The 21,432-nt window shown below is 42.0% G+C and carries 20 protein-coding genes; 9 read left to right on the plus strand and 11 right to left on the minus strand.

Annotated elements, in window-relative coordinates; all coding sequences use genetic code 11:
* Window positions 1–81 precede the first annotated feature (81 nt).
* Complete coding sequence (locus H9647_RS20995) at window positions 82–963, plus strand: helix-turn-helix transcriptional regulator (protein WP_191803717.1); 882 nt, start codon at window positions 82–84, stop codon at window positions 961–963.
* Window positions 964–1,071: 108 nt separating this feature from the next.
* On the opposite strand, the gene H9647_RS21000 is transcribed toward H9647_RS20995, so the two are convergent.
* From H9647_RS21000 to H9647_RS21015, 4 genes are all read right to left on the minus strand, one after another.
* Window positions 1,072–1,887 carry a carbohydrate ABC transporter permease gene (locus H9647_RS21000; protein ID WP_191803719.1) on the minus strand — a complete coding sequence of 272 codons (816 nt, stop codon included), beginning with the start codon at window positions 1,885–1,887 and terminating at the stop codon, window positions 1,072–1,074.
* A gap of 18 nt (window positions 1,888–1,905) precedes the next feature.
* Entirely contained in the window at window positions 1,906–2,778 is an 873-nt protein-coding gene (locus H9647_RS21005) for a carbohydrate ABC transporter permease (protein WP_191803721.1), read from the minus strand.
* A gap of 2 nt (window positions 2,779–2,780) precedes the next feature.
* Window positions 2,781–4,031 (minus strand): ABC transporter substrate-binding protein, encoded by a 1,251-nt coding sequence (locus tag H9647_RS21010; RefSeq protein ID WP_191803723.1) that lies wholly within the window; start codon window positions 4,029–4,031, stop codon window positions 2,781–2,783.
* A 326-nt stretch (window positions 4,032–4,357) separates the two neighbouring features.
* A complete protein-coding gene (locus H9647_RS21015) occupies window positions 4,358–5,299 on the minus strand; it encodes an EAL domain-containing protein (RefSeq protein ID WP_225229463.1) in 942 nt (313 codons plus the stop codon).
* A gap of 202 nt (window positions 5,300–5,501) precedes the next feature.
* Here H9647_RS21015 and H9647_RS21020 point away from each other — a divergent pair, with 202 nt between their 5' ends.
* Window positions 5,502–7,109, plus strand: a complete 1,608-nt coding sequence (locus H9647_RS21020) for a sulfatase family protein (RefSeq protein WP_225229464.1) — start codon at window positions 5,502–5,504, stop codon at window positions 7,107–7,109.
* Between the two features lie 152 nt (window positions 7,110–7,261).
* Here the strand turns inward: H9647_RS21020 and H9647_RS21025 are convergent, their stop codons facing one another.
* Entirely contained in the window at window positions 7,262–8,182 is a 921-nt protein-coding gene (locus tag H9647_RS21025; RefSeq protein WP_191803727.1) for an AEC family transporter, read from the minus strand.
* 219 nt (window positions 8,183–8,401) lie between these two features.
* Here H9647_RS21025 and H9647_RS21030 point away from each other — a divergent pair, with 219 nt between their 5' ends.
* The gene (locus tag H9647_RS21030) at window positions 8,402–8,935 is read left to right on the plus strand and encodes a mismatch-specific DNA-glycosylase (RefSeq protein ID WP_191803728.1); all 534 of its coding nucleotides are present in this window, start codon (window positions 8,402–8,404) and stop codon (window positions 8,933–8,935) included.
* A gap of 93 nt (window positions 8,936–9,028) precedes the next feature.
* Here the strand turns inward: H9647_RS21030 and H9647_RS21035 are convergent, their stop codons facing one another.
* A complete protein-coding gene (locus H9647_RS21035; protein ID WP_191803730.1) occupies window positions 9,029–9,502 on the minus strand; it encodes a hypothetical protein in 474 nt (157 codons plus the stop codon).
* Window positions 9,503–9,533: 31 nt separating this feature from the next.
* Entirely contained in the window at window positions 9,534–10,031 is a 498-nt protein-coding gene (locus tag H9647_RS21040; RefSeq protein ID WP_191803732.1) for a hypothetical protein, read from the minus strand.
* A gap of 315 nt (window positions 10,032–10,346) precedes the next feature.
* On the opposite strand from H9647_RS21040, the gene H9647_RS21045 reads away from it, so the two are divergent.
* The 3 genes from H9647_RS21045 to H9647_RS21055 all read left to right on the plus strand — a co-directional run bounded on the left by H9647_RS21045 (window position 10,347) and on the right by H9647_RS21055 (window position 13,398).
* Window positions 10,347–11,417 (plus strand): serine hydrolase domain-containing protein, encoded by a 1,071-nt coding sequence (locus H9647_RS21045; protein WP_191803734.1) that lies wholly within the window; start codon window positions 10,347–10,349, stop codon window positions 11,415–11,417.
* A gap of 279 nt (window positions 11,418–11,696) precedes the next feature.
* Entirely contained in the window at window positions 11,697–12,659 is a 963-nt protein-coding gene (locus tag H9647_RS21050) for a helix-turn-helix transcriptional regulator (protein ID WP_191803736.1), read from the plus strand.
* A gap of 112 nt (window positions 12,660–12,771) precedes the next feature.
* Entirely contained in the window at window positions 12,772–13,398 is a 627-nt protein-coding gene (locus tag H9647_RS21055; protein WP_191803738.1) for a type 1 glutamine amidotransferase family protein, read from the plus strand.
* Here the strand turns inward: H9647_RS21055 and H9647_RS21060 are convergent.
* The 4 genes from H9647_RS21060 to H9647_RS21075 all read right to left on the minus strand — a co-directional run bounded on the left by H9647_RS21060 (window position 13,361) and on the right by H9647_RS21075 (window position 16,776).
* Window positions 13,361–13,648: an ATP phosphoribosyltransferase regulatory subunit gene (locus H9647_RS21060; protein ID WP_191803740.1), complete on the minus strand. Its 288-nt coding sequence runs from the start codon at window positions 13,646–13,648 to the stop codon at window positions 13,361–13,363. The genes H9647_RS21055 and H9647_RS21060 overlap by 38 nt on opposite strands.
* A 280-nt stretch (window positions 13,649–13,928) precedes the next feature.
* Window positions 13,929–14,810: a sugar phosphate isomerase/epimerase family protein gene (locus tag H9647_RS21065; protein ID WP_191803742.1), complete on the minus strand. Its 882-nt coding sequence runs from the start codon at window positions 14,808–14,810 to the stop codon at window positions 13,929–13,931.
* A 47-nt stretch (window positions 14,811–14,857) separates the two neighbouring features.
* Window positions 14,858–15,715, minus strand: coding sequence for a sugar phosphate isomerase/epimerase family protein (locus H9647_RS21070; RefSeq protein ID WP_191803744.1), 858 nt, complete (start codon window positions 15,713–15,715; stop codon window positions 14,858–14,860).
* Complete coding sequence (locus H9647_RS21075) at window positions 15,712–16,776, minus strand: Gfo/Idh/MocA family protein (RefSeq protein ID WP_191803746.1); 1,065 nt, start codon at window positions 16,774–16,776, stop codon at window positions 15,712–15,714. The genes H9647_RS21070 and H9647_RS21075 overlap by 4 nt, the downstream gene beginning before the upstream one ends.
* A 182-nt stretch (window positions 16,777–16,958) precedes the next feature.
* Here H9647_RS21075 and H9647_RS21080 point away from each other — a divergent pair, with 182 nt between their 5' ends.
* From H9647_RS21080 to H9647_RS21090, 3 genes are all read left to right on the plus strand, one after another.
* The gene (locus tag H9647_RS21080) at window positions 16,959–17,837 is read left to right on the plus strand and encodes an AraC family transcriptional regulator (protein ID WP_191803748.1); all 879 of its coding nucleotides are present in this window, start codon (window positions 16,959–16,961) and stop codon (window positions 17,835–17,837) included.
* A gap of 282 nt (window positions 17,838–18,119) precedes the next feature.
* Entirely contained in the window at window positions 18,120–19,418 is a 1,299-nt protein-coding gene (locus H9647_RS21085; protein ID WP_191803871.1) for an NCS2 family permease, read from the plus strand.
* 231 nt (window positions 19,419–19,649) lie between these two features.
* Entirely contained in the window at window positions 19,650–21,386 is a 1,737-nt protein-coding gene (locus tag H9647_RS21090; protein ID WP_191803750.1) for a cellulase family glycosylhydrolase, read from the plus strand.
* Window positions 21,387–21,432: the final 46 nt, after the last annotated feature.

Below are 21,432 nucleotides of genomic sequence, written 5' to 3' on the forward strand. Positions count from 1 at the left end.
TATTAACAATGATTTACAGTTGAAACCATAGCAATAGAAGGGGAGTTAAATTTATCATTTTGTGGTATGGGGAGGGATACAATGTTTCAAAACATGAAAGAAGATTATCATGAATTTTTGGAAATCCATTTCTTTAATCCCTCGGTTTATGAGAAGGCGAGCGCAGCCTGGCCCATTCGTCTCGGAGCCAATCAGACAAAGCCTGGATATCATATTGGACCGCGCGTCACACCTTACTATTATTTAATGATGGTACTGGATGGAGAAGGTGCCTTTATTCAGAACGGGGAAATATATCCACTCCATCCCGGAGATCTTTTTTGCTTGTTTCCTCAAGTAACACATGAATATTACACGTCTGAAGCAAGTACTCTGCGCAAAATATTCTTTGCTTTTGACGGTAAGCAGGCCTTGTCACTTCTGGAGAGAACGGGGCTGAGTCCTGCAAGACCTCACCGCAGCAAAAGTGTGAGAGAGGAAACGGTTCATGTGATGGAAGAATGGTTCCAGTCCTGTTACAACGAACAAAAAGATTACTCAGATCTAGAAAGACTGACATTCTTATTGCGAGTATTTGCTACTCTGACGGTGCCAAGGTCAGTAACCCAGGATATTGTTCGAGAACCCTCTTGGGTACAAAAAGGAAAAGAGTATCTTGAAATCCACTACGCCGGTGGCATCACGATCAAAAGTGTAGCTGATTATGTCGGAGTAGAACGTACCCATTTTACGAAAACATTCCACAAAACCTACGGCATTTCGCCAATGAAATATATGCAGCAGCTGCGGATGAATGAAGCAGAATCCTTGTTAATCCATACCTCTTATAAGCTCGGAGAGATTGCTCAGTCAGTAGGTTACCCTGATCTATTTTCCTTCTCAAAGGCGTTCAAGAACTATGCTGGCTTTTCTCCTGCACGGTACCGTCAGCAGGTAGAGCAAGACTGTGCCGAGCCAGATTAGGAAATTAACGAATACAAAGTAATAAATGGAGATTAGATACGCAAAAAGACAAGCGACAGATCTGCTTCCTTAGCTTGTCTTTTTGTGTATTTGTGTGTATTTATTTTATTATCCTTTTAATGAGCCCGCAGTTATTCCCGATATGAAGAAGCGCTGCAAGAACAAGAACATAATCAGCATAGGCAGTGAGATGATCACTACGCCTGTGAGCAGTCCCGGATAATTGGTGGAATACTCTCCTTGGAACTGAAGCAATGCAAGCGGGAGTGTCATTTTTGATTTGTCCGTAATGAGCAGTAGCGGGAACAGTAGATCATTCCATACGGATACGAATAAAAAAGTAGCCGTTGCAGCGAGGTAAGGTACAGATAGTGGGATGGCGATCTGCATATACATTCTTCCTTCGCCTGCCCCATCGATACTGGCAGATTCAAATACTTCTCTTGGCAGAGATTTCATAAACCCGCTAATCATAAACACGGACAATGGCATGAGTAGCGAGATCGTGACAAGAATAAGTCCTGTTCGGCTATTCGTAAGTCCAATATCTCTGAGAAAAGAGTAAATTGGAATCATATTCACCTGAGAAGGAACCATGAGACCTACCACAAACAGAACCAGGATCGCTTTTGCGATATTATTTGACAGACGATACAGTCCAAAGGCAATCAAGCTGGCTAAGATGAGCAGCAAAAGTACCGTTGTAAATGAAACGATGATACTGTTGCTGAAATAGGCAATCATCGGCTGGTCAACAAACAAGTTACGGTAGTTATCTAGCGAGAAGGAGGAAGGCAGGCCGAGTGGATTCATATAGAACTGCTGCTGGTTTTTCATCGTTGCTGTAGCAACCATCAAAAGTGGAAGCGAAATAATGATTGCATACAAAAGAAGAAGCAGCTTACCGAGTAAGCGAGAGACCATAAAGAATTCCTCCTTTCGTTAGTTTGGTAATTTGTCGGACCTGAGTGCCTTGAATTGCACGAATGTGACTAGAGCAATAATAGCTAAGAAATAAATAGAAGCAGCCGAAGCATGTCCGAAATTGTAATTCTGGAATGCTGCTGAATAGATATAGGTTGACAAAATTTCTGTAGAGTAAGAAGGGCCGCCACGAGTCATTACATAGATCAAATCGAACGCCTTAAATGATTGAATCGTCGTATAGGCAATGACCAGCGTCGCAGCAGGTGCGAGTAAAGGCCAAGTCACAAATCGGAATATCTGCCAGCGGTTTCCCCCGTCCAGCCTCGCAGCTTCATTCAATTCTTCAGGTATCCCGTGCAGGCCGGCAACAAATAAAATAATCATCTGCCCAATATGTGCCCACGCCTGAATCCCTGCAACAGAATAAATTGCGATGGACGGGTCCCCCAGCCAGTTATTAGATAGAAAAGACAAGCCAATCTGATTCAGCACGGCATTCAACAAACCTGAATTAGGATCATACAGATAAGTTCCTATGAAACCAACAGCTGCTGATGATAGGATGGTTGGGAAAAAATAAAGAGCCCGTAGTCCGATATTCACCTTCGTATTACGTACTAACAGCAGAGCAAGTACAAGGGATACCAAGGTCTGAACAATAACGACACTAAACATAAATTTGAGATTATTACCCAGTGCTTTGTGAAAAATCGTATTCTCCGCTACATGTACATAGTTTCGAAGACCAACAAAATTCAATGTTTCGGACATCCCGTCCCAATCCGTGAAGGAATAATACAGCCCCTTTAGAGTGGGATAGATAAAAAAAGTGAGATAAAGAAGCAGACCGGGAACGAAGAACCAATAGATCGATTTACGTACTCCCATAATTACTGATTTAGCTGCTGATCCACGATAACCTGTGCATTTTGAGCAGCTTTCTCCGGTGATGTACCTGAAATCACTTCCTGAATCGAGCTTGTTACGGCTTTTTGAATCTCGATACTCTTGATGAGATAACGCGGCTGAAAGCGGGTGTTTTTCGTGCTCCAGTCACTAATCGCCTGTAGAGCAGGTGCTGTATACTCAATGTCTTTTACAGGAACATCTTGCTCTGTTTCATTGGCTACCTTGCTCGCAACCTCTGTGCTGCTAAGATAGGCAAGAAACTTTTTCGCTTCTTCCGGGTGTTTAGACTTACTATTCACTCCCAGCATAAAGGTTGTTGTATGAATGCCTTCATATTTGGCTTCGGAAGAAGCTACCGTGATCGGAGCAATTAGGTTTAGACTAAGGTCTGGATTTCCTGCCAGTATGGCTGACATGGAATAAGATCCTGTAGCCAGCATAGCTGCTTTTTCTTGAACAAAAAGAGCAATCGCTCCATCGGTGTTCGTACCGAGTGCTCCGTCCTGGAAGTAACCTTTGTCATTCAGTTCTTTGAACTGAGCCAGCGTCTTCACCCACCATTCATCCGTGAGTTTTGCATCTCCAGCTTCTAGCTTAGCGAAAATCTCCTCGTCCGGTGCATTGTTCATCATCATCGGGTTCATAAACTGTCCAGGTCCGATATCGGCGCCGGGGAAAGCGAGCGGGATGATCCCTTCACTTTTTAGCTTTTCACATAGAGCAAGGAATCCCTCCCAGTCATCAGGGGGAGTAAGTCCGTATTTCTCAAACAAACCTACGTTATATACGGGAATGTTATATATCAGATTGTAGGGAAGAGCATATTGCTTATCTTCTTTAGCGCCAGATTTAATGAGATCTGGTTTGTAGTTGTCCACAAAAGATTCACCTGTAAGGTCGGTATAAATTCCTGCTTTAGCCAAGGATTCAAACTGGGCACCAGGGAAAGAGGCAAATACATCACCAACCGATCCATCCATTAGCTTCGCTTGTGCAGTAGTCTGGTATTGTTCCGAAGGAAACGTCTGCATGGATACTTCAATCCCAGGATTGTCGGTTTCAAAATTACTAATAATTTCATTCCATACTTTTGCATCACTGTTCCAGTGAATGAAGCTGATCTTCACTTGATCTCCCGAGGAAGAAGTACTATTTCCTCCTCCGCATGCACTGAGGGCAAGGGAGAATGCGAGTGTGAGCATCACCAGAGAAGAACTTTTTTTCTTTTTCATAAATATATAACCCTCCTTATCATGTAGAGCTTCTATTTCATTAAAAAGTAGAGCAGACATTTTTTAGAGTTATCCTGAACGGGTTCAGAGAATCTAATAAAGCCCACTATTTAAGTTGGGATAGTATGTGTTTGCATCATACCATCTTGAGTAAGGTTCATCCATGTAAATTCGTGTTGTTTAACGCATATCATTTTGTGGTTTTCAAGGACTTTTATCACATATTGAAGGAGGTCAGAAGAGATTTCTTTTCGTTGCAGAACACACGTAAAAACCCATATCCAGTGATCTGGAACATGGGCTCGTCAGGGATTTAATAGGTGGAATTATAAAACAAAGGTATGGATAGGTGCAGGTCGTCCGAATAAGTATCCCTGGAATAGGAGAAATCCCCGGTCACGTAGCCATACATAATCTTCGTCTTCCTCAATACCTTCGGCAAGTGGAACGGAATCTACTTGTAATGCTGCCTCGAGCATGATCTGTGCTACTTTTTGTTTATTTTCGTCCCCAGCCACTCCTTGGACATATTTCTTATCCAATTTCATAAAGTGTGGTTTAATCTCTCGCAAAAGCTCGATCGTACTATATCCTTCGCCTACATCGTCCAGTGCATATTTGAATCCGCGTTCTTTGTAGAAGCCGAGAATATTCTTCAGATGTTCCAAGTCATCTACCTTTTCGGTCTCAACGACTTCGAAGACAAATTTGGAGGGAGAGACACCGATTTCTTCTGCCGTCTGAATAGTGGAGGTTAAACAATGCTCAGGAGAATAGATCGACGTTGGAATAAAATTGATGAATATAAATCCAGACAAGCCGACTGATGCGCGTACGGATTCCATTCGGCATAGACGATCCAGAGCATATAGACGCCCCCGAGTTTTTGCTGCTTCAAATACTTCAAAAGGAGACAAGAGCTTCCCATCTTCGTGAATAAAACGAGCAAGCATTTCGTAAGCCATGATGGATCCTTCTTTGTTAACAATCGGCTGGGCATAACAGGTGATTCGCTTTTGCATAATGATTTCATCTACCCACTGCAGGGATTGCATCATAGTCCAATTACGAAAAGGTTGCCACTTCTCCTCAAAGATACGGAATTTGATATGATCCAAATGCATATGATCCTGAAAAAAGTCATTTAGGCTGTTTAGTTCCGATTCGCGAATGAACAGTGTATCAGAAGTGTAACGCGTGATCGAGGATTGGGCTAAAAGATGATGGATAATATCTTTTATGACGGCAAGATTGTGTTCTCCGGTCATTTTTATTTCATAGATCAGTTCCGTAGGGGAACAATTCGAGCAAGAAAACATGGAATAAAGTCACATCCTCATCATAAGTCCAGTGTCGTATTCATTTCATACTAATGCCTTCATCCCAACATAACATAGTTTAATTCCTGTTAGTACAAAAATGTGCAATTGCAGGAAACAGGGGGATTCGATAGATTTAAGTTACTAGGGAATGAAAAAAATCGAACGAAGTAACGCTTCAATGAAAGGATCTGAACAGCTATTCATTAGTGTAAGGCGCAGCCAAGAGAGGGGGAGTCACTTGTCTCAACATAAACCGAATATTATTTTTCTGATGACAGATCAGCAGCGCTGGGATTGTATTGGAACATTTAACGAGCATATTCATACTCCAAATCTAGATCGGCTTGCTGAGGAGGGCATCACCTACCAAAATGCAGTCTGCCAGTCACCGATGTGTGCGCCAAGCCGAAGTTCCATGATGATGGGGTACTATCCGTCACAGCTTGGAGTCCGAACGAATTATGGCGGGTTGTTTGAGGAAGATAAGCTGCCATCTGAGCCGCTGCCCGAACTGATGCACCGCGCAGGATATCAAACGGCTGGATTCGGGAAGACGCACTGGAATCATAGTGACGGTGTAGAAGAACCTTCCTCGCGCGGTTTCGAAGTAAGATCGATTGGATTATCCCGTGAGAGTGGTCATTATGAACAGGGTGCAACGATGATGGGGGACTCTCATCCAGAAGATCTGAAAGCCTATCATGAAGAGACCAAGGATTTTGGCGGGGGAGAGGAAAATAGTAACGGTTATACCGGAATGACAAGCCAAATCCGAATGAATCAGCATCGAGATGGCTGGGTAGCTGATCAGGCTTTGCAGTTTTTAGAAGAGGGAGTAGACTCAGATAGACCTTTGTTTTTTTACCTGTCTTTTCTCAAGCCGCATGCCGGGTTCAATGTGCCTAAAGAGTTTGAAGATTTATATAACATAAAAGATATTCCGGATATACCGCAGCCGCCTTGGGCAGAGGAAGAGAATACCCATCTCGCAGCTGCGGATAAACTGAATACACATAGTCGTGAGTCCTATCTGGATAAGAGAAAGGTATGGGAGCAGCGCAGTCCCGAAGAGCGGAGAAGGACTACACTTAGATACTGGGCGAATTGTACCTGGCTCGATCATTATTTCGGACTTGCTCTAGATAAACTGAAACAGCTCGGAAGGTTAGAACATGCGCTCATTGTATTTGTATCGGATCATGGCGAGATGCTCTCAGAACGGCAATATCGGTTCACCAAATATAATCTGTATGACAGCAGTGTGAGGGTGCCTTTGATTTTATCAGGTACCTATCTACCCGAGCAGAAGCGAGGAACCGTGGATCAGGAGCCTGCAGAACTGGTTGATCTTGTGCCGACGTTGACACGTGCAGCAGGACTTTCAGCTAATCCCATGCTCCCCGGAGTGGATCTATTAGGTGATATTCGGCATCGCGGTACGTTTTGCGAATTTCATGGGAAGGGTGTAACCGCACCTCACTCAGCACCAGCATATATGTGGCGGACAGCGGAGTGGAAGCTGATTCTGTACATTGAAGGTTCTGCCGCTCAGGCCGCATCAAGAGTACATGAAACAAAAGGTGAATTGTATCACCTGAGTACTGACCCGCATGAATGGACGAATCTATATGATCAGGAACAGCATGCTGCGATCAGGGAACAGCTAAAGACTGAACTTCTAATGCATCTTGCTGTGAGCTGGGCGAAAGGTCCCTTTTTTTATGATCGAGAAGGTACGAAACCATTAGAGACCTAATGAATGCAGTACGGTTCACATAAAAAGAATCCGACCTCTATTAGAGACGGTGCCGGACTTCTTCACAAAAAATCCCCTTCCCATGAAACGGGAAGAGGATTTTTTAACATTTTACATGCCAAGCGCTTGGAGTAAACGAGCTTGCCAAGTTATTAAAAAGTACGAGCAATGGCAATGAGTCCGATCAGCGTTACGACATTAAACAGCGTAGAGATGAGAACCGTTTGAGCAGCAAAGTCAGGTTCATTTCGGTACTCTTCTGCTAGGATAGAAGCATTAACGCCAGTCGGCATACCCGAAGCAATGATCAGTGCCTGTGCTGTCAATCCTTCCAGTCCGAGAAGATATACAAGTGCAATGCCGATGACAGGAGCTATTAGCAAACGAATGAACATACTGACATATACGGTGATCCTTCCTAGTCTAAGCGGATATTTTACAATCTGTGCTCCAAGGGTCAACAGAGCAACGGCAACCATGGACTGCTGAGCGTAAGTTAACGGCATCGACAGAAAAGTAGGAAGCGGTGCATCCAGTGCATTCCATAGAATACCGAGCAGCAGAGCATAAGGGATAGGCATTTTGAGGAACCCGACAATAAGACTGCGGTAGTTCCCTTTTAGCTGTGCTCCTTGAATCGAAAGCACCCCATATGTAAACGTCAGCAAGCTCTGCATCGACATAATAAAAGCCTGAATCGAAGCGGCAAGCGGATCGCCTTTGAATACAAGTGCACTAATCGGCATTCCGTAGTTTCCTGCATTGTCCAGCATAATACTGTTGTTAAAAGCAGCCTTCATTCCTTTGTTGAATTTAAATGATTTCGCCACAATGCAGCCGATTAAATAGAGAATAAGGGAGTACAATGCATAAAAGAGGGCTATCGTTCCAAGCAGTTCACCGGACATTTCCGATAAATACATACTCATAAACACAGCAGCCGGAGTAATAAAGTAAAAGTTGATTTTGGCGAGTGTATACAGATCGAGTTCAAACACGCGCTGCATTAATGAGCCTACACCAATCAGTACAAATACGGGTAGGACTACTTCAAGCAAGATGTCTAAAATCATGAGATTCTTCAGCTTCTTTCTATAAAAAGGTTCACATTTTTCTGAATTTTTCAGAAACACTTGTTACATTATAGCATTTTGGTAGTATTGTGGGACGGGAAATGAACGGTTCTTTGTAAGTATTAATTAACCAACTACGTTATCTTTAGACTCGCTTGGGTAATCTATTAACACCAGGATTTATAAGCAGACTCAAGAAATAAAGGAGCAGGATATCAGATGGAACCCATATCCGATCATCTGGAGCATGGGCTTCAGATTATATTTATCGGCTTTAATCCGAGTATTAAGTCAGGCGAGACTGGACATCATTATGCCAATCCGAGAAATAACTTTTATCGGATCTTGCATCAATCGGGACTGACACCGCGTCTATATGAGGCAAAAGAAGATCAGGATCTGCTGAAGCTGGGATATGGTTTTACCAATATTGTGGCAAGACCAACCGTTGGCATTGATGATATTACGAAGGAAGAGTATGCAGAAGGACGAGAAATTTTGAAGCAGAAGCTTGAGAAGTATCGTCCGGAAGTGGCTTGTTTTGTAGGAAAAGGTGTCTATGCACAGTACACAAAAAGGACAAAAGTAAATTGGGGATTTCAGCCGGAACCATTTTTAGCCGGGATGCATGAATTTGTAGCTCCTTCTTCGAGCGGTCTGGTGCGAATGCCGATGAAGCAGATTGTTCAAATCTATAGTCAGTTAAGTGATTATGTTCATGGAGTAGACACAGAGCCATACGAAGATATGTGAAAAATGGGTTCAAAGCCCCGCAAAGAAGGTGCGTCAGGAAATTGACATCAACCTTCTTGTGGGGATTTTGGTTGTTCTTATAATGGACTAAACTCACCCAAGTGGTACAACGATAAGGATTGCAAAAGCGATGATTAACACCCCGGATAAAGCATAGAAGGGGGATTTTCTAAGTTTCTTATGTCCGAGCCAAACACCATAGGAGCAGACAATTCCGATGCTCGAAAAGAATAGGAAAAAAAGCAGACCTTCTGGTGAGATTAGTGACGATATGTCAGCATAGCTAAACATTCCTGCACCTAGTGTGAACAGAGCAGCGGGCAGAATACCAACTAGAATAAACAGCACCGTCTGGGTGAGTAGATTATAGATACGTAAGGAGCGGAGAAGGATGATGGAAAGTAGATATAACAAGATTCCTACGGTGAAAAAGGTAGGGATGGTCCAAGTAAGAAGTGTCGATAGTTCTTGCTGACTAAGCGGCTCGTGATATAAGAATCGCAGTACAGCTGTGTATAAAATAGGTCCAGCGAGATATCCGATGATGGCTACCCACAGGTAGTACACAAAAGAGCGGCTCATAGAATCCTACCTTTCTTTATTTACTTATAGATTCGTCAATGATCGGTATAAGATCTTCAAAGTTGTACACATCATTGTTTACTTTCCATTCATCGTTTTCCTGTAATAAGGTAATAATCCCTTCAAGTTCAATTTTCTCTTCGGCAAATGACATAAGACCGGAATACTCGAGCTCTATTTCATTCTCCGATTGATTTTTCTCGGTAAAATTCAAATCACTTACCACAACTTCGCTTTCTTTGATCTTTGCAATGAGGAGTGAACGAGAATACACTCGGCTTTTCTTATTCCGTTCAAAAAATCTAGAGTTCGTCAGCGGTTTCATCGCATCTTCCTTAGCTTCAATGTCCTCTATCGGTATTTCTCCATTTGGTTCTGGTTTATCGGCTTGAAGCTCGGTGGTTTTGTATTCTTTTGCTACCTTAATTGCATCGTTGAGGTCAGAGTCATTGGAAGAGCAGGCGGACAGGATGAAGGTGAGCAAAAGGATACTCATAACGAAAACTTTACGCATGATGTTCCTCCTTTTTGAATCGATTATGAATATTTTACCATATATAGGATATGAAAGTGAGTTGACGTCGTTATTAAATTCTCTTGAATACATCTGATGAGGAAACGATTCATTTTATTTATGATCAGACACGGATTTGAATCAAACAAAGAGCTTAATAGCTAACTATTTCGTAGCTTTTTAATTTGATAACCGGCAGGTATGTAGGGAAATAGAAACGAATACATAATTTAACATACAAAAATAGGTTTATTAACGTGATTTCAACATTCGATTTATGTAAGCATCATAAAACTAGAAGGAGTAACTTTTACAATGAAGGATTTACATAATTTTGTATCAGATTACACGAAAGATAAGAAACATTTACATCTTAGTATCGGGATTATTAGGGAGGGAGATATTGATTACTATTCATTTTGTAATACTAAAAAGAAAAGTATGATCCCTCCTGAAAATATGTTGTTTGAAATCGGCTCCATAACCAAAGTTTTTACATCCATACTTTTATTAGAAATGGAACGGGAAAAACTGATTTCCTCGGATGACATGGTTGGTAAGTACGTGCAGAACACTAAAAACGATTATTTGAATAAGATTACCTTGAAAAATCTTGCTACTCATACCTCAGGATTACCTGTATTAGCAACAAATCATGTTTTGTCTAAAAAAAGATCGAATCCTTATTCAATTTATACCGAGGAAGATTTAATTGCTTTTTTATCTAATGCTGACTACACGGATCGCATTGGTTCGTTTGAATATTCCAATTTGGGTATGGGCTTACTCGGAAATATCTTATGTAAGGTGTCAGGAAGTAAGTATGACGAACTGTTGAAAAAATATATAACGAGTCCATTAAAGATGAATGAGACAGCCGTTATGCTTGATTCAGAACAGAATGGCAGGTTTTTGAATGGGTATGCTTCAACTGGGAAAAGAGTCCCTCATTGGGACCTTTCTGTATATGAAGGAGCAGGGGGGATTAAGTCATCTGTTAGAGATTTGAGTTTATTTGTCCAAGCCAATCTAAATGATGATAACCTGGTAGCCTCTACACTACATAAAAGTCATCTCCCTATATGGATCGGAGATTTAAACCGTTATTTTGGCTGGGGTGAGGATAAAATTCTAGATAAAGGTATCCTTTGGCATAACGGGGCCACATCTGGTTTTAATAGTTATCTAGCTTTCAACAAGGAACTCCGTGTAGGAGTTGTATTGCTATCAAATTATTCTTTTTTCTCGAATTCTCTTATGGATTATTATTTTGCTCAATTAAAAAAATGGATTACTAAAAGAGAACTTTCTCAAGGAACTATGATAGACTCTACAGGCAAAAAAATATTTGAAGCAATGATAAGTAGAGAAAAGTCATTAAAGTAAACGTAGAAGCGATAGTTCAATTAGAAAAAGTAAGCAACCGATCAATAGACCGGTTGCTTTTTCTTTAAGCTATTGGGAAGCTTAGTTTAAGATCATACTCGGTCAACTGTATCACGAGTTGTGGTAAAGCAGAAAGTTGAGTTGAGAGTAAAAGCAGCAATGTTAAAAATTGCAGATTGGTGAGGATTGAAAGGCTGAAAGATTGATGAATAAAGGGATGTAGGCGATTCACTAAGCTAATAATTTAGAGAAGTCCTAATAAAAGATGAGGTATATGTGATGCCGAAAAACGATAATATGCTGGCAATCCTATGGATGCTGAATTCGGGCGTTAAAATGACCGCAAAACAAATAGCGGAAAAGTTAGAAATAAATATAAGAACAGTCTATCGGTATATTGATGCGCTAGGTGCCAGTGGAGTGCCTATAATATCCGACACTGGTCATAATGGCGGGTATAGCTTGCTGAATAATTTTATCAGAGCACCTCTGCTATTTGATATTGAAGAAAAAAAAGCACTTCTTCATGCTGCTGTTTTTGCAAAAGAAGCCGGATACCCTTTGAGTGAGGCATTAGGTAATGCGACATCCAAATTGAAAATGTATTCGAATCAGGAACAGGAAAGTGTTCTCAACCGTCATTTAGCTGGATTTGAAGTTATAAACCGTAAGGGAGACCCTTCTATTCAGCCAGTATTGGCGGAATTGGAGCAAGCTGTAGCAAACGAATTCTCTGTAGAAATTGATTATCGCACAGGCCGTGATGATCAACCCAAGACTAGGGTTATAGATCCCTATGGAATGGTTTACTGGAACAATAAATGGTATATTGTTGCATTTTGCCACCTGAGAAATGAGATCCGCAGCTTTCGGGTAGAACGAATTTTACAAATCAAGCGTACTCAAAACATATTTAAACGTTCCGAAGCTTTTTTGGCTAGGGAATTTTTTTTGCGAAATCTATTACCTGATTTAGTCGGCAAGGACGGGTTAATTGCTTTAATTATCGAAGGTAGGTCAGAGGCGTTGGATGACTTATGCCTGCATTGGTTTTTGGGGCATCATCTGAAAGAGCGTACATCAAATCAAGCAATCTTTTTACTTGACGAAAAATCACTTCATACCTATGTTCCTAATTTTCTCTTATCCTACGGGAAATCCATTCAAGTAATCGAACCACAGAGTTTGAAGGAAAAACTTGTAGGTGTTGTGTCGGAGTTAATGGAATATTATCAACTTTAATAGCTTCACTGACAGTGGATGTCAGTGAAGCTATTTTATAATGATGATAATCATTGATTACCGCTGGATAGTTGTATCACTTGATGAATTGTAAAATAAGGAGAACTTGCAAATGAATAATACGGTATATCTTTATGTGTTTGACACAATGGCAGACTGGGAAATAGGCTATTTAACTGCCGAACTGAACTCGGGAAGATATTATAAAAAGGGGCTGGCCCCATCAAAAATAGTTACCGTGGGAATTGATAAGACTCCAGTAACTACAATGGGCGGACTTACAATACTGCCTAACATCAAATTGGATGAGTGTAGCATTGAAAGATCAGATCTGTTGATTTTACCCGGTGGAGATACATGGACAGAAACCATTCACCACCCCCTCCTAAAAATTGCAGAGAGGTGTTTAAGCGAAGGTATATGGGTTGCAGCGATTTGTGGTGCTACAATGGGACTTGCCCAGATAGGATTGCTGAATTCACGTGGGCATACAAGCAATGATCTGGAATACCTTAAAATGATCTGTCCCACTTATACAGGAGAAAAGTATTACAAAATGGAGTCTGCTGTAACTGATGGAAAACTGATCACAGCATCTGGAATAGCTCCGTTGGAATTTTCTGCACACATCTTGAAAGCTTTAGATGTGTTTTCTCCAAAAACATTAGACGCCTGGTATAGCCTTAATAAGACTAGTGATTCTAAATATTACTATGAGTTGATGAATTCAATACAATGAAGGTATCAGCATTTAGATCATATCGAAGTCCAATTTTCCGAGATCCCTGATCCGTGAATTGATACATTTCTTTCCGTATTTCATCGCCACCTGCATACTTTGATGTCAAAAGGTCTAGTTCATTCAATATAGTGGAATCCATGGAATCAAAGTCATATAACTCAAAGACTTCTTGAAGGGTCGTTTGAACTTTTTTTCTAAGTGCTTGCTCCATTCCAAAGAAATTATAGGTACCCTTTACATTTTGCACAACGATCATATCCTTCTTTTGGATAAAATAAAAAAAGCGCGCAGGACCTCATGGTCCTGCGCGCTTTATTACTTACTCCCCCAAATTCAGTTTACTGAAAAGGGGAGCAGGTATGGAACATATCAAAAGCTGGCTACAGCGCGGAGGGGGTGAAAGGGGCTAGGGAGAAGCGAAGCGGTCGTATTTGTCATTTGGGAAGGGAACGAAGTTTCCTTTCCAAGTGGCAACGACGATCGACCAGACCCTTCGCACACATAGCGCAGAAAGCCAGCCTTCAGATTCAGTACCCGCGATACTTTTTAATAAACTGAACGGCTTTCCGAATATCTTCTTCTGGTGAAGCACCCACTTCACGCTCAATCGTGAGATAGCCTTTATATCCAATCTCTTGCAGCGCAGCAAAGTACGCATCAAAATTAACTTGGCCTTCGCCTAGTGGAACTTCCAGGAAAGAGGCGCCGGAAGAAGCCATTTCTGCAATTTTCTCATGCGTCATGCCTTCGTATCCAAGGTAACCATAGACCTCTTTGGGATGGGTGGGTCTTATTTGTCTGCCGTCTTTCACATGGGTATGGACGATGTAATCTTTCAGGATCTTGACGCCTTCCACCGGATCATCGCCTGTTACCATGACCATGTTTGCCGGGTCAAAGTTAACGGATACGCCGTTTGTACTGAGTGTATCAAGGAAGCCTTTGAGATGAGCAGAGCGCTCAGGACCCGTCTCAATGGCAAAGTAGGCGTTCAAACTCTTCGCATAGACGCCAAGTTCCTCACAGGCAGATTGCATCACAGCGTAGATCGGATCGTTTACATCATCAGGAACAATACCGATATGTGTCGTAACTACATTCGTTCCTAGTTCTACAGCGAGGTCAAGAATGCGTTTGGACTTTTCAATTTTTTCAGGATTAACCGCTGCATCTTGAAATCCATGACCGCCAAGATCACCGCAGAGAGCCGATATTTCAAGTCCGAGATCTGCAATGTAGCTCTTCAGTTCTTTACGTGCAGCTGTTGATAGGTTCTCGGGTGACATTTCGCCGGATACAGCATAGATTTGTACTCCTTCTGCACCGACTTCTTTGGATTTCTGCAGTCCTTCTCGCAGTCCGACTTGAAAGCTGTCGGACATGACTCCTATTTTATTTGTAAAAGACATGCTGATGCCTCCTTATTGATTGTACATGTTCTTCAGTACTTAAAAGCTTATGCCTCGTCCCAGAATCTCTTCACATTGGCAAGACCCACACGTGCTCCAAATTCGCAGTCTTCTAAGCCTTCGAACTCGAGACTAAGATATCCGTCATAACCCGAGGACTTCACTAATTCGATTACATCGCGCATGGGAATGTCACCTTGACCGGCTACCGCTCCGCGCAGGAAGTTACCGGCAGTGGATCTAAAAAAACCATCGCCTGGATTTTGCCCGGCAGGGCGTACATAGAAGTCTTTAATATGCACAATGGATGCATAAGGAAGGTTGTTCTTCACACCAGCGAGCGGCTGTTCATCCGCACATAGGAAGTTACCTACATCAAGTGTCGTTTTGAAGTTAGGCATATTCACTGCGTGAATCAGGGCCTGAACCCGGTCACTGTGCTGAATGAAATAACCGTGATTCTCCACACTTGTTGTAATACCGTACTTGCCAGCGTATTCCGCAATTTCGCGGCATGCAGCTGCAAGACGCTCCAGATTTGCATTAAAATTGGCGATAGATACATCGGGAGAAGAAGCTACATCATGACGCATTAGTTTCACGCCGAGCCTGTTTGCAATATCGACTTCTTTTTTCACGCGTGCAATTTCTTGCTGGTATGCCTCTTCATGATCTACAAGGAAATTGGCCCCGGTTGCGTAGTTGGAAATTTCAAGACCGCGCTCTGCGGCTTTCATAGCGATCAGATCAATCAGTTCAGGCTGTTCTGTCAGGTTATAACCAAGCGGTACGATTTCTACATGTTCTCCGCCATGATCGGCAGTAAAATCAATGACATCTGCAATCGTCATCGTTCCTTTGTTTAGAGCTTGATATAAGCTGTATGTGCTAAGTCCAAGTTTCATAGGTATACTTCCTTTCCTGTGCTTGCGGATTCATAAATACCGCGAAGAATTTTCATGACTTCTACGCCGTCTTCCACAGGGCTGATAGGCTGTTTACCTGTCTGAACACATTCTACAAAATGATCGATCTCTGCTTGGAATGCTTTTTCAAATTGGAATCCTTTACTGTCCGTTTGCGGGCTGATGTTGATGATTGTGTCATGCTTCTCGGTAACAATAACAACTTCGGGATCAATCTCGAATCCGCCTTTTTCTCCGTATAGTTTCACAGAACCTTCATTTTCCTTTGCGTGAAGAGTGAAGCTCACATCGACCATTAGGGTAGCTCCGTTCTCAAAGCGTATGAGTGCGTTTGCTAAATCTTCTACGTCGTTATCTTGGTTTTCCGGATTATAGTCGGCAGCTTTATAGGAAGAAAGATTTTTGATATTGGAGCGGTCTCCTAGCTTGCGGTAGGTATTACCTGTAACCGATTTCACTTTTGGTCTGCCCATCATGTACCAGCAGAGGTCAATCACGTGGACACCGATATCAATCAGCGGTCCGCCGCCGGAACGTCTTGAATCAGAGAACCAGCCGCCTGGGTTGCCGAGTCTACGGATGTAAGATGCTTTGGCATAATAGATTTCACCAAATTCGCCATTATCGATAAAAGAGCGAAGCATCTGTGCATTGGGATCATAACGGCGAACAAAGCCGACTTGCAGAATCTTACCCGATTCTTGTACTGCTTGTTGAATCTTATACGCTTCTTCCACTGTACGGCAAAGCGGTTTCTCTACTAGAACGTGCTTACCTGCTTTCAGAGCGGCAATGGCGATCTCCGCATGGGTATCATTCCACGTACAGATGCTGACGGCATCGATTTCTTTATTAGCAAGAAGTTCATTGTAATCACTATAGGCATGCGGTGCTTCGTATTTGTCAGCGGTTTGTTTGGCCCTTTCGGCATTCATATCGCATACTGCATGAAGGACCGTATGGGGATTGTTTTTATAAGGTGTTAGATGATATTGAGAGATGCTTCCGGCACCGATTACTCCAATTTTAAGTGTCGTCATATGTAAATTTGTGCTCCCTTCAATTTCTAGAATAGGATATACTAGACAAAAGAATTGTAAGGATTACCTCGTTTTTTCTATCATCTAGAATTACCTTATATTGTAGAGAGACCTCGCGGGGAAAGCCATGTAGAGCGTTGCTGATTATTTGAACAAATGTGCGGTGAGTGGAGGGATGGCCCATGCTTAGAGACGCTGCTTTACGGGAACCGATGGATATGCCTGATCCGCAGTTTCCACTGAAGCTTCATTATTGTGAGTCGACCGAAAAAGGGCAAATCTTATTTCATCCTCATTTTCATGAACATATGGAAATTTTATATTTTGCACAAGGCGAAGCCATTATCGAATGCAATTCGGAGCAAACATGGGTCAAAGAAGGGGACCTTATCGTCCTTAATAGTAATGACCTGCATCACGGAATCAATGTATCGGGCCATGTACTGTATAATGCGCTGATTACGGACCTGTCTTTATTACAGAGTCCATCGCCTGATGCGGTAGGGACAAAATTCATTACACCGATGACCCAAAATAATGTTATGTTCAAAAATCACATTCCTGATGATCCTGAGCTGCGCACCGCATTTGAACAAATTCTTCAAGAGTTCCAGGGGAAAGAGCTTGGATATGAAATGGCCATTAAATCGAGTATGTACCGGATGCTGACGCTATTGTTCCGTAGACATATAGCAGAGTACATGCCGAGTGCTGAATATAACAGCCGCACCAAAAATTTAACGAGATTTGCTCCTATCTTTAAATATATCGAGGAACATTATCTGGAGGAACTATCGGTAGAGCTGCTGGCCCAAAAGGCAGGGTTATCTCGTTTTCATTTCAGCCGCTTATTTAGTGAACTGACGAACAAGACAGTGACCGAATATATTAATCAGTTCCGAATTAATAAATCGGAATATCTGCTTCGTAATACAGAAATGACCATATCAGAGGTGGCACTTGCTTCAGGGTACAATGATATTTCTTACTTTAGCCGGACGTTTAAAAAATATAAACAAATACCACCTTCTTTCATCCGATCCTCCATCAAAAGCGAATAATGGAAGCATTTGGGCTTAAGAAAGTTCGGAATTAACCGTGATTTTTTTGTGAAATGGTTGACTTCTTTTGTTATATTTAATATTCTTGTTATTGTCCTTTTACACAATGTAGACAGGATAAATGAATAAATAATCAGTACATTAATGATTTACACTTCAGTCATTCGTAACTTATATCCTACTTACGAATATAGGAGCCTATATTTTCTCATCCTATATGAAGAATTAGGATTTTTTGCTTTGATTCGAATGACAATACAAGTCATGGAGGCACAGCTTCAGATGGAAAAATGGTTTAAATTAAAAGAACGAGGCACGACCGTCCCGACGGAGATCATTGCGGGGCTTACGACCTTCTTTACAATGGTTTACATTGTCATTGTCAATCCTGGAATGCTCAGCAGTACGGGAATGGATTTTAACGGTGTATTCATTGCAACCGTGCTTGCGAGTATCATTGGTACACTCATTATGGGTCTTGGTGCGAATTATCCGATTGTCATTGCGCCAGGAATGGGGCTTAACGCGTTTTTCGCATATAGTGTTGTAGCGGGATATGGAGTTTCTTGGCAAGTAGCGCTTGGTGCAGTATTCATTTCCGGAATGCTATTTGTTATTTTGTCGCTAACTTCCTTCAGATATATGCTGCTGGATGCCATACCGGGCAGCCTCAAACATGCCATAACGGCAGGGATTGGACTTTTTATTACTACAGTTGGACTTCAAAATGCAGGAATTATTGTTGCCTCCGAGTCGAATCTAATTGCACTAGGTAATTTATCAGATCCAATGACGATGCTTACGATTATTGGACTGCTCATCACCGTTGTGCTTATGTCATATAACGTAAAAGGGTACTTATTTATCGGGATGGTGGTTACGGCCATTATTGCATGGTTTATGGGACTGCTTCAGATGCCAGAAACCATTGTATCGATGCCAACAGGGCTGTCAACAACCGCCTTCCAGCTTGATATCGCAGGTGTATTCTCCAGTGGACTTTACACCGTTATCTTTACTTTCTTACTGATTACCTTGTTTGATACAACAGGCACCATGCTTGGGGTAGCAGAGAAGGCGGGCCTTATTAAAGACGGTAAATTCCCGCGTTCACGCGGAGCGCTTCTAGCGGATGCCGTAGGTACAACATCAGGTGCTTTGCTGGGTACAAGCCCGACATCAGCTTATATTGAATCCAGCACAGGGGTAGCAGCGGGCGGCCGTACTGGTCTTACTGCAGTAGTGGTAAGTATTCTGCTTGCGCTGACCTTGTTCTTCTCGCCGCTGATCGGTGTATTATCCGGCATTTCAGCAATTACCGCTCCGGCGCTAATTATTGTAGGTTACTTTATGATTAATGCAATCAGCCAGGTTAAATGGTCTGATGTGGAGGAAGCTTTCCCAGCATTTCTCATCATTATTCTCACTCCGCTTACACACAGTATTGCAACAGGGATCGGCGTAGGATTTATTTTCTACCCTCTGCTGAAACTGCTACGCGGGAAAGGGAAAGATGTACATCCGATCTTCTATATTTTTGCTATTTTGTTCTTCATCCAGCTCGTGTTCCTCGAACACTAGAACTAACGAATTTTCTTACTAAAATATAGCTATTCAAACCCTTAGATCACGTAATGAGAATTACGATGATTTAAGGGTTTTGTTTTTAATTACATAGGCTTAATTGAATAGATTACTAAAGGTATTATGAAATTGATTTCACTAATTAACATATGAATTTGTCATCAATTAACAGGGTAGTGGAGATAATATGGATATGTTATCCTTTTCAGGAAGCGCTTTCAAAAAAGTATGTACAAACAAAGGAGATGTATAAGGTTGAACCGAAAATGGAAATCTACGCTTACGCTTTCTCTGGCTTTTGCACTCGTTTTCTCCCTGTTTTCTTCTACCTTTCGTCCTGCCGAGGCAGAAGCAGCAAAGGGCAACAAATCTAAGCTCCAGTCCTATGTAAACGATATGCAGCCAGGATGGAACCTTGGAAACTCCCTAGATGCCGTAGGTGCAGACGAGACGGCTTGGGGCAATCCGCGCATCACGAAAGAATTAATTCAGAATATTGCAGATGAGGGATATAAAAGTATTCGGATTCCAGTCACCTGGGATTCCCATATCGGAGCAGCACCAGACTATACCATTGAACCTGCTTATCTGAACCGTGTTCAGGAAGTGGTCCAGTGGGCTCTTGATGAAGGGCTGTACGTCATGATTAACGTTCACCACGATTCTTGGGTCTGGATCAGCCATATGGAGAAAAAACATGACGAAGTGCTTGCTAGATACAATGCGATCTGGACGCAAATTGCCGACCACTTCAAGAATCAGTCAAACAAAGTGATGTTTGAAAGTGTGAATGAACCTCGCTTTACGGACGGCGGAACAACGGATGAAGCGAAACAGTTAGAGATGCTCGAAGAGCTGAATTTATCTTTTCATAAAATAGTTCGTGAGTCCGGCGGGATCAACACTACTCGTCCGCTCGTATTGTCTACACTTGAAGCATCTCCATCACAAGAGCGTATGGACGCGCTGTCTAGCACAATCACAAAACTGAATGATGAGAACATCATTGCAACCGTTCATTATTATGGCTTCTGGCCGTTTAGTGTGAATATTGCCGGTTATACTCGTTTTGAAAAAGATACACAGAATGATATCGATCAAACTTTTGATAACGTATACAATACATTCGTTGCCAAAGGTATACCGGTAATTTTAGGTGAGTACGGGCTACTTGGTTTTGACCAAAGCACAAATACGATTGAACAAGGTGAAAAACTGAAGTTCTTTGAATACCTTACGAATGTTCTAAAAGAAAAAAACATTACACATATGCTGTGGGATAACGGACAGCACTTTAGCAGAACGGAATTCAAATGGTCAGATCAAGACCTCTTTGACATGATGAAAGCAGGACGGAAGACACGTTCGGCTACAGCGGAAACAGATCTGATTTTTGTCAGAAAAGGCACAGCTGGGCAAGATCAGCAGATCCAAATGAACTTGAATGGCAATCGCTTAACGAAACTGAGTGTAAATGGAAAGAACCTGAAAAAAGGGAAAGAGTATGTCCTTTCTGGCGAGAAACTTACCATTAAAGCATCGAAATTAGCAGAATTGACAGCTTCAGGCGAGTATGGAGTGAATGCCGTAATTACTGCGGAATTCAATAAAGGCGCAGACTGGAAGTTCCGTGTAATCACAAACAGTAAGCCTGAGTTGCAGAAAGCACAAGGAACAACGGATAATTTTGCAATTCCGGTTCAATTCAACGGCGATCTGCTTGCTACGATGGAAGCTGTTTATACAGATGGAAGCAATGCAGGTCCTCAAAACTGGACTTCTTTTAAAGAATTTGAATACACATTCAGTCCTTCTTATGAGGATGGGAAAATTACGCTGAAACCTAATTTCTTTAATGAAGTAAAAGACGGAGAAGTGATTCTGAAATTCCATTTCTGGAGCGGAGAGATCCTTTCTTACAAACTCCAAAAGAGTGGGACTACGATTACAGGTACTGTAATGTAACTATAGGTATGCAGTAATAGATATAACAAAAAGTATGCAGTAACAG

Source organism: Paenibacillus gallinarum, assembly GCF_014836635.1.
In the GTDB taxonomy this organism is placed as follows: domain Bacteria; phylum Bacillota; class Bacilli; order Paenibacillales; family Paenibacillaceae; genus Paenibacillus; species Paenibacillus gallinarum.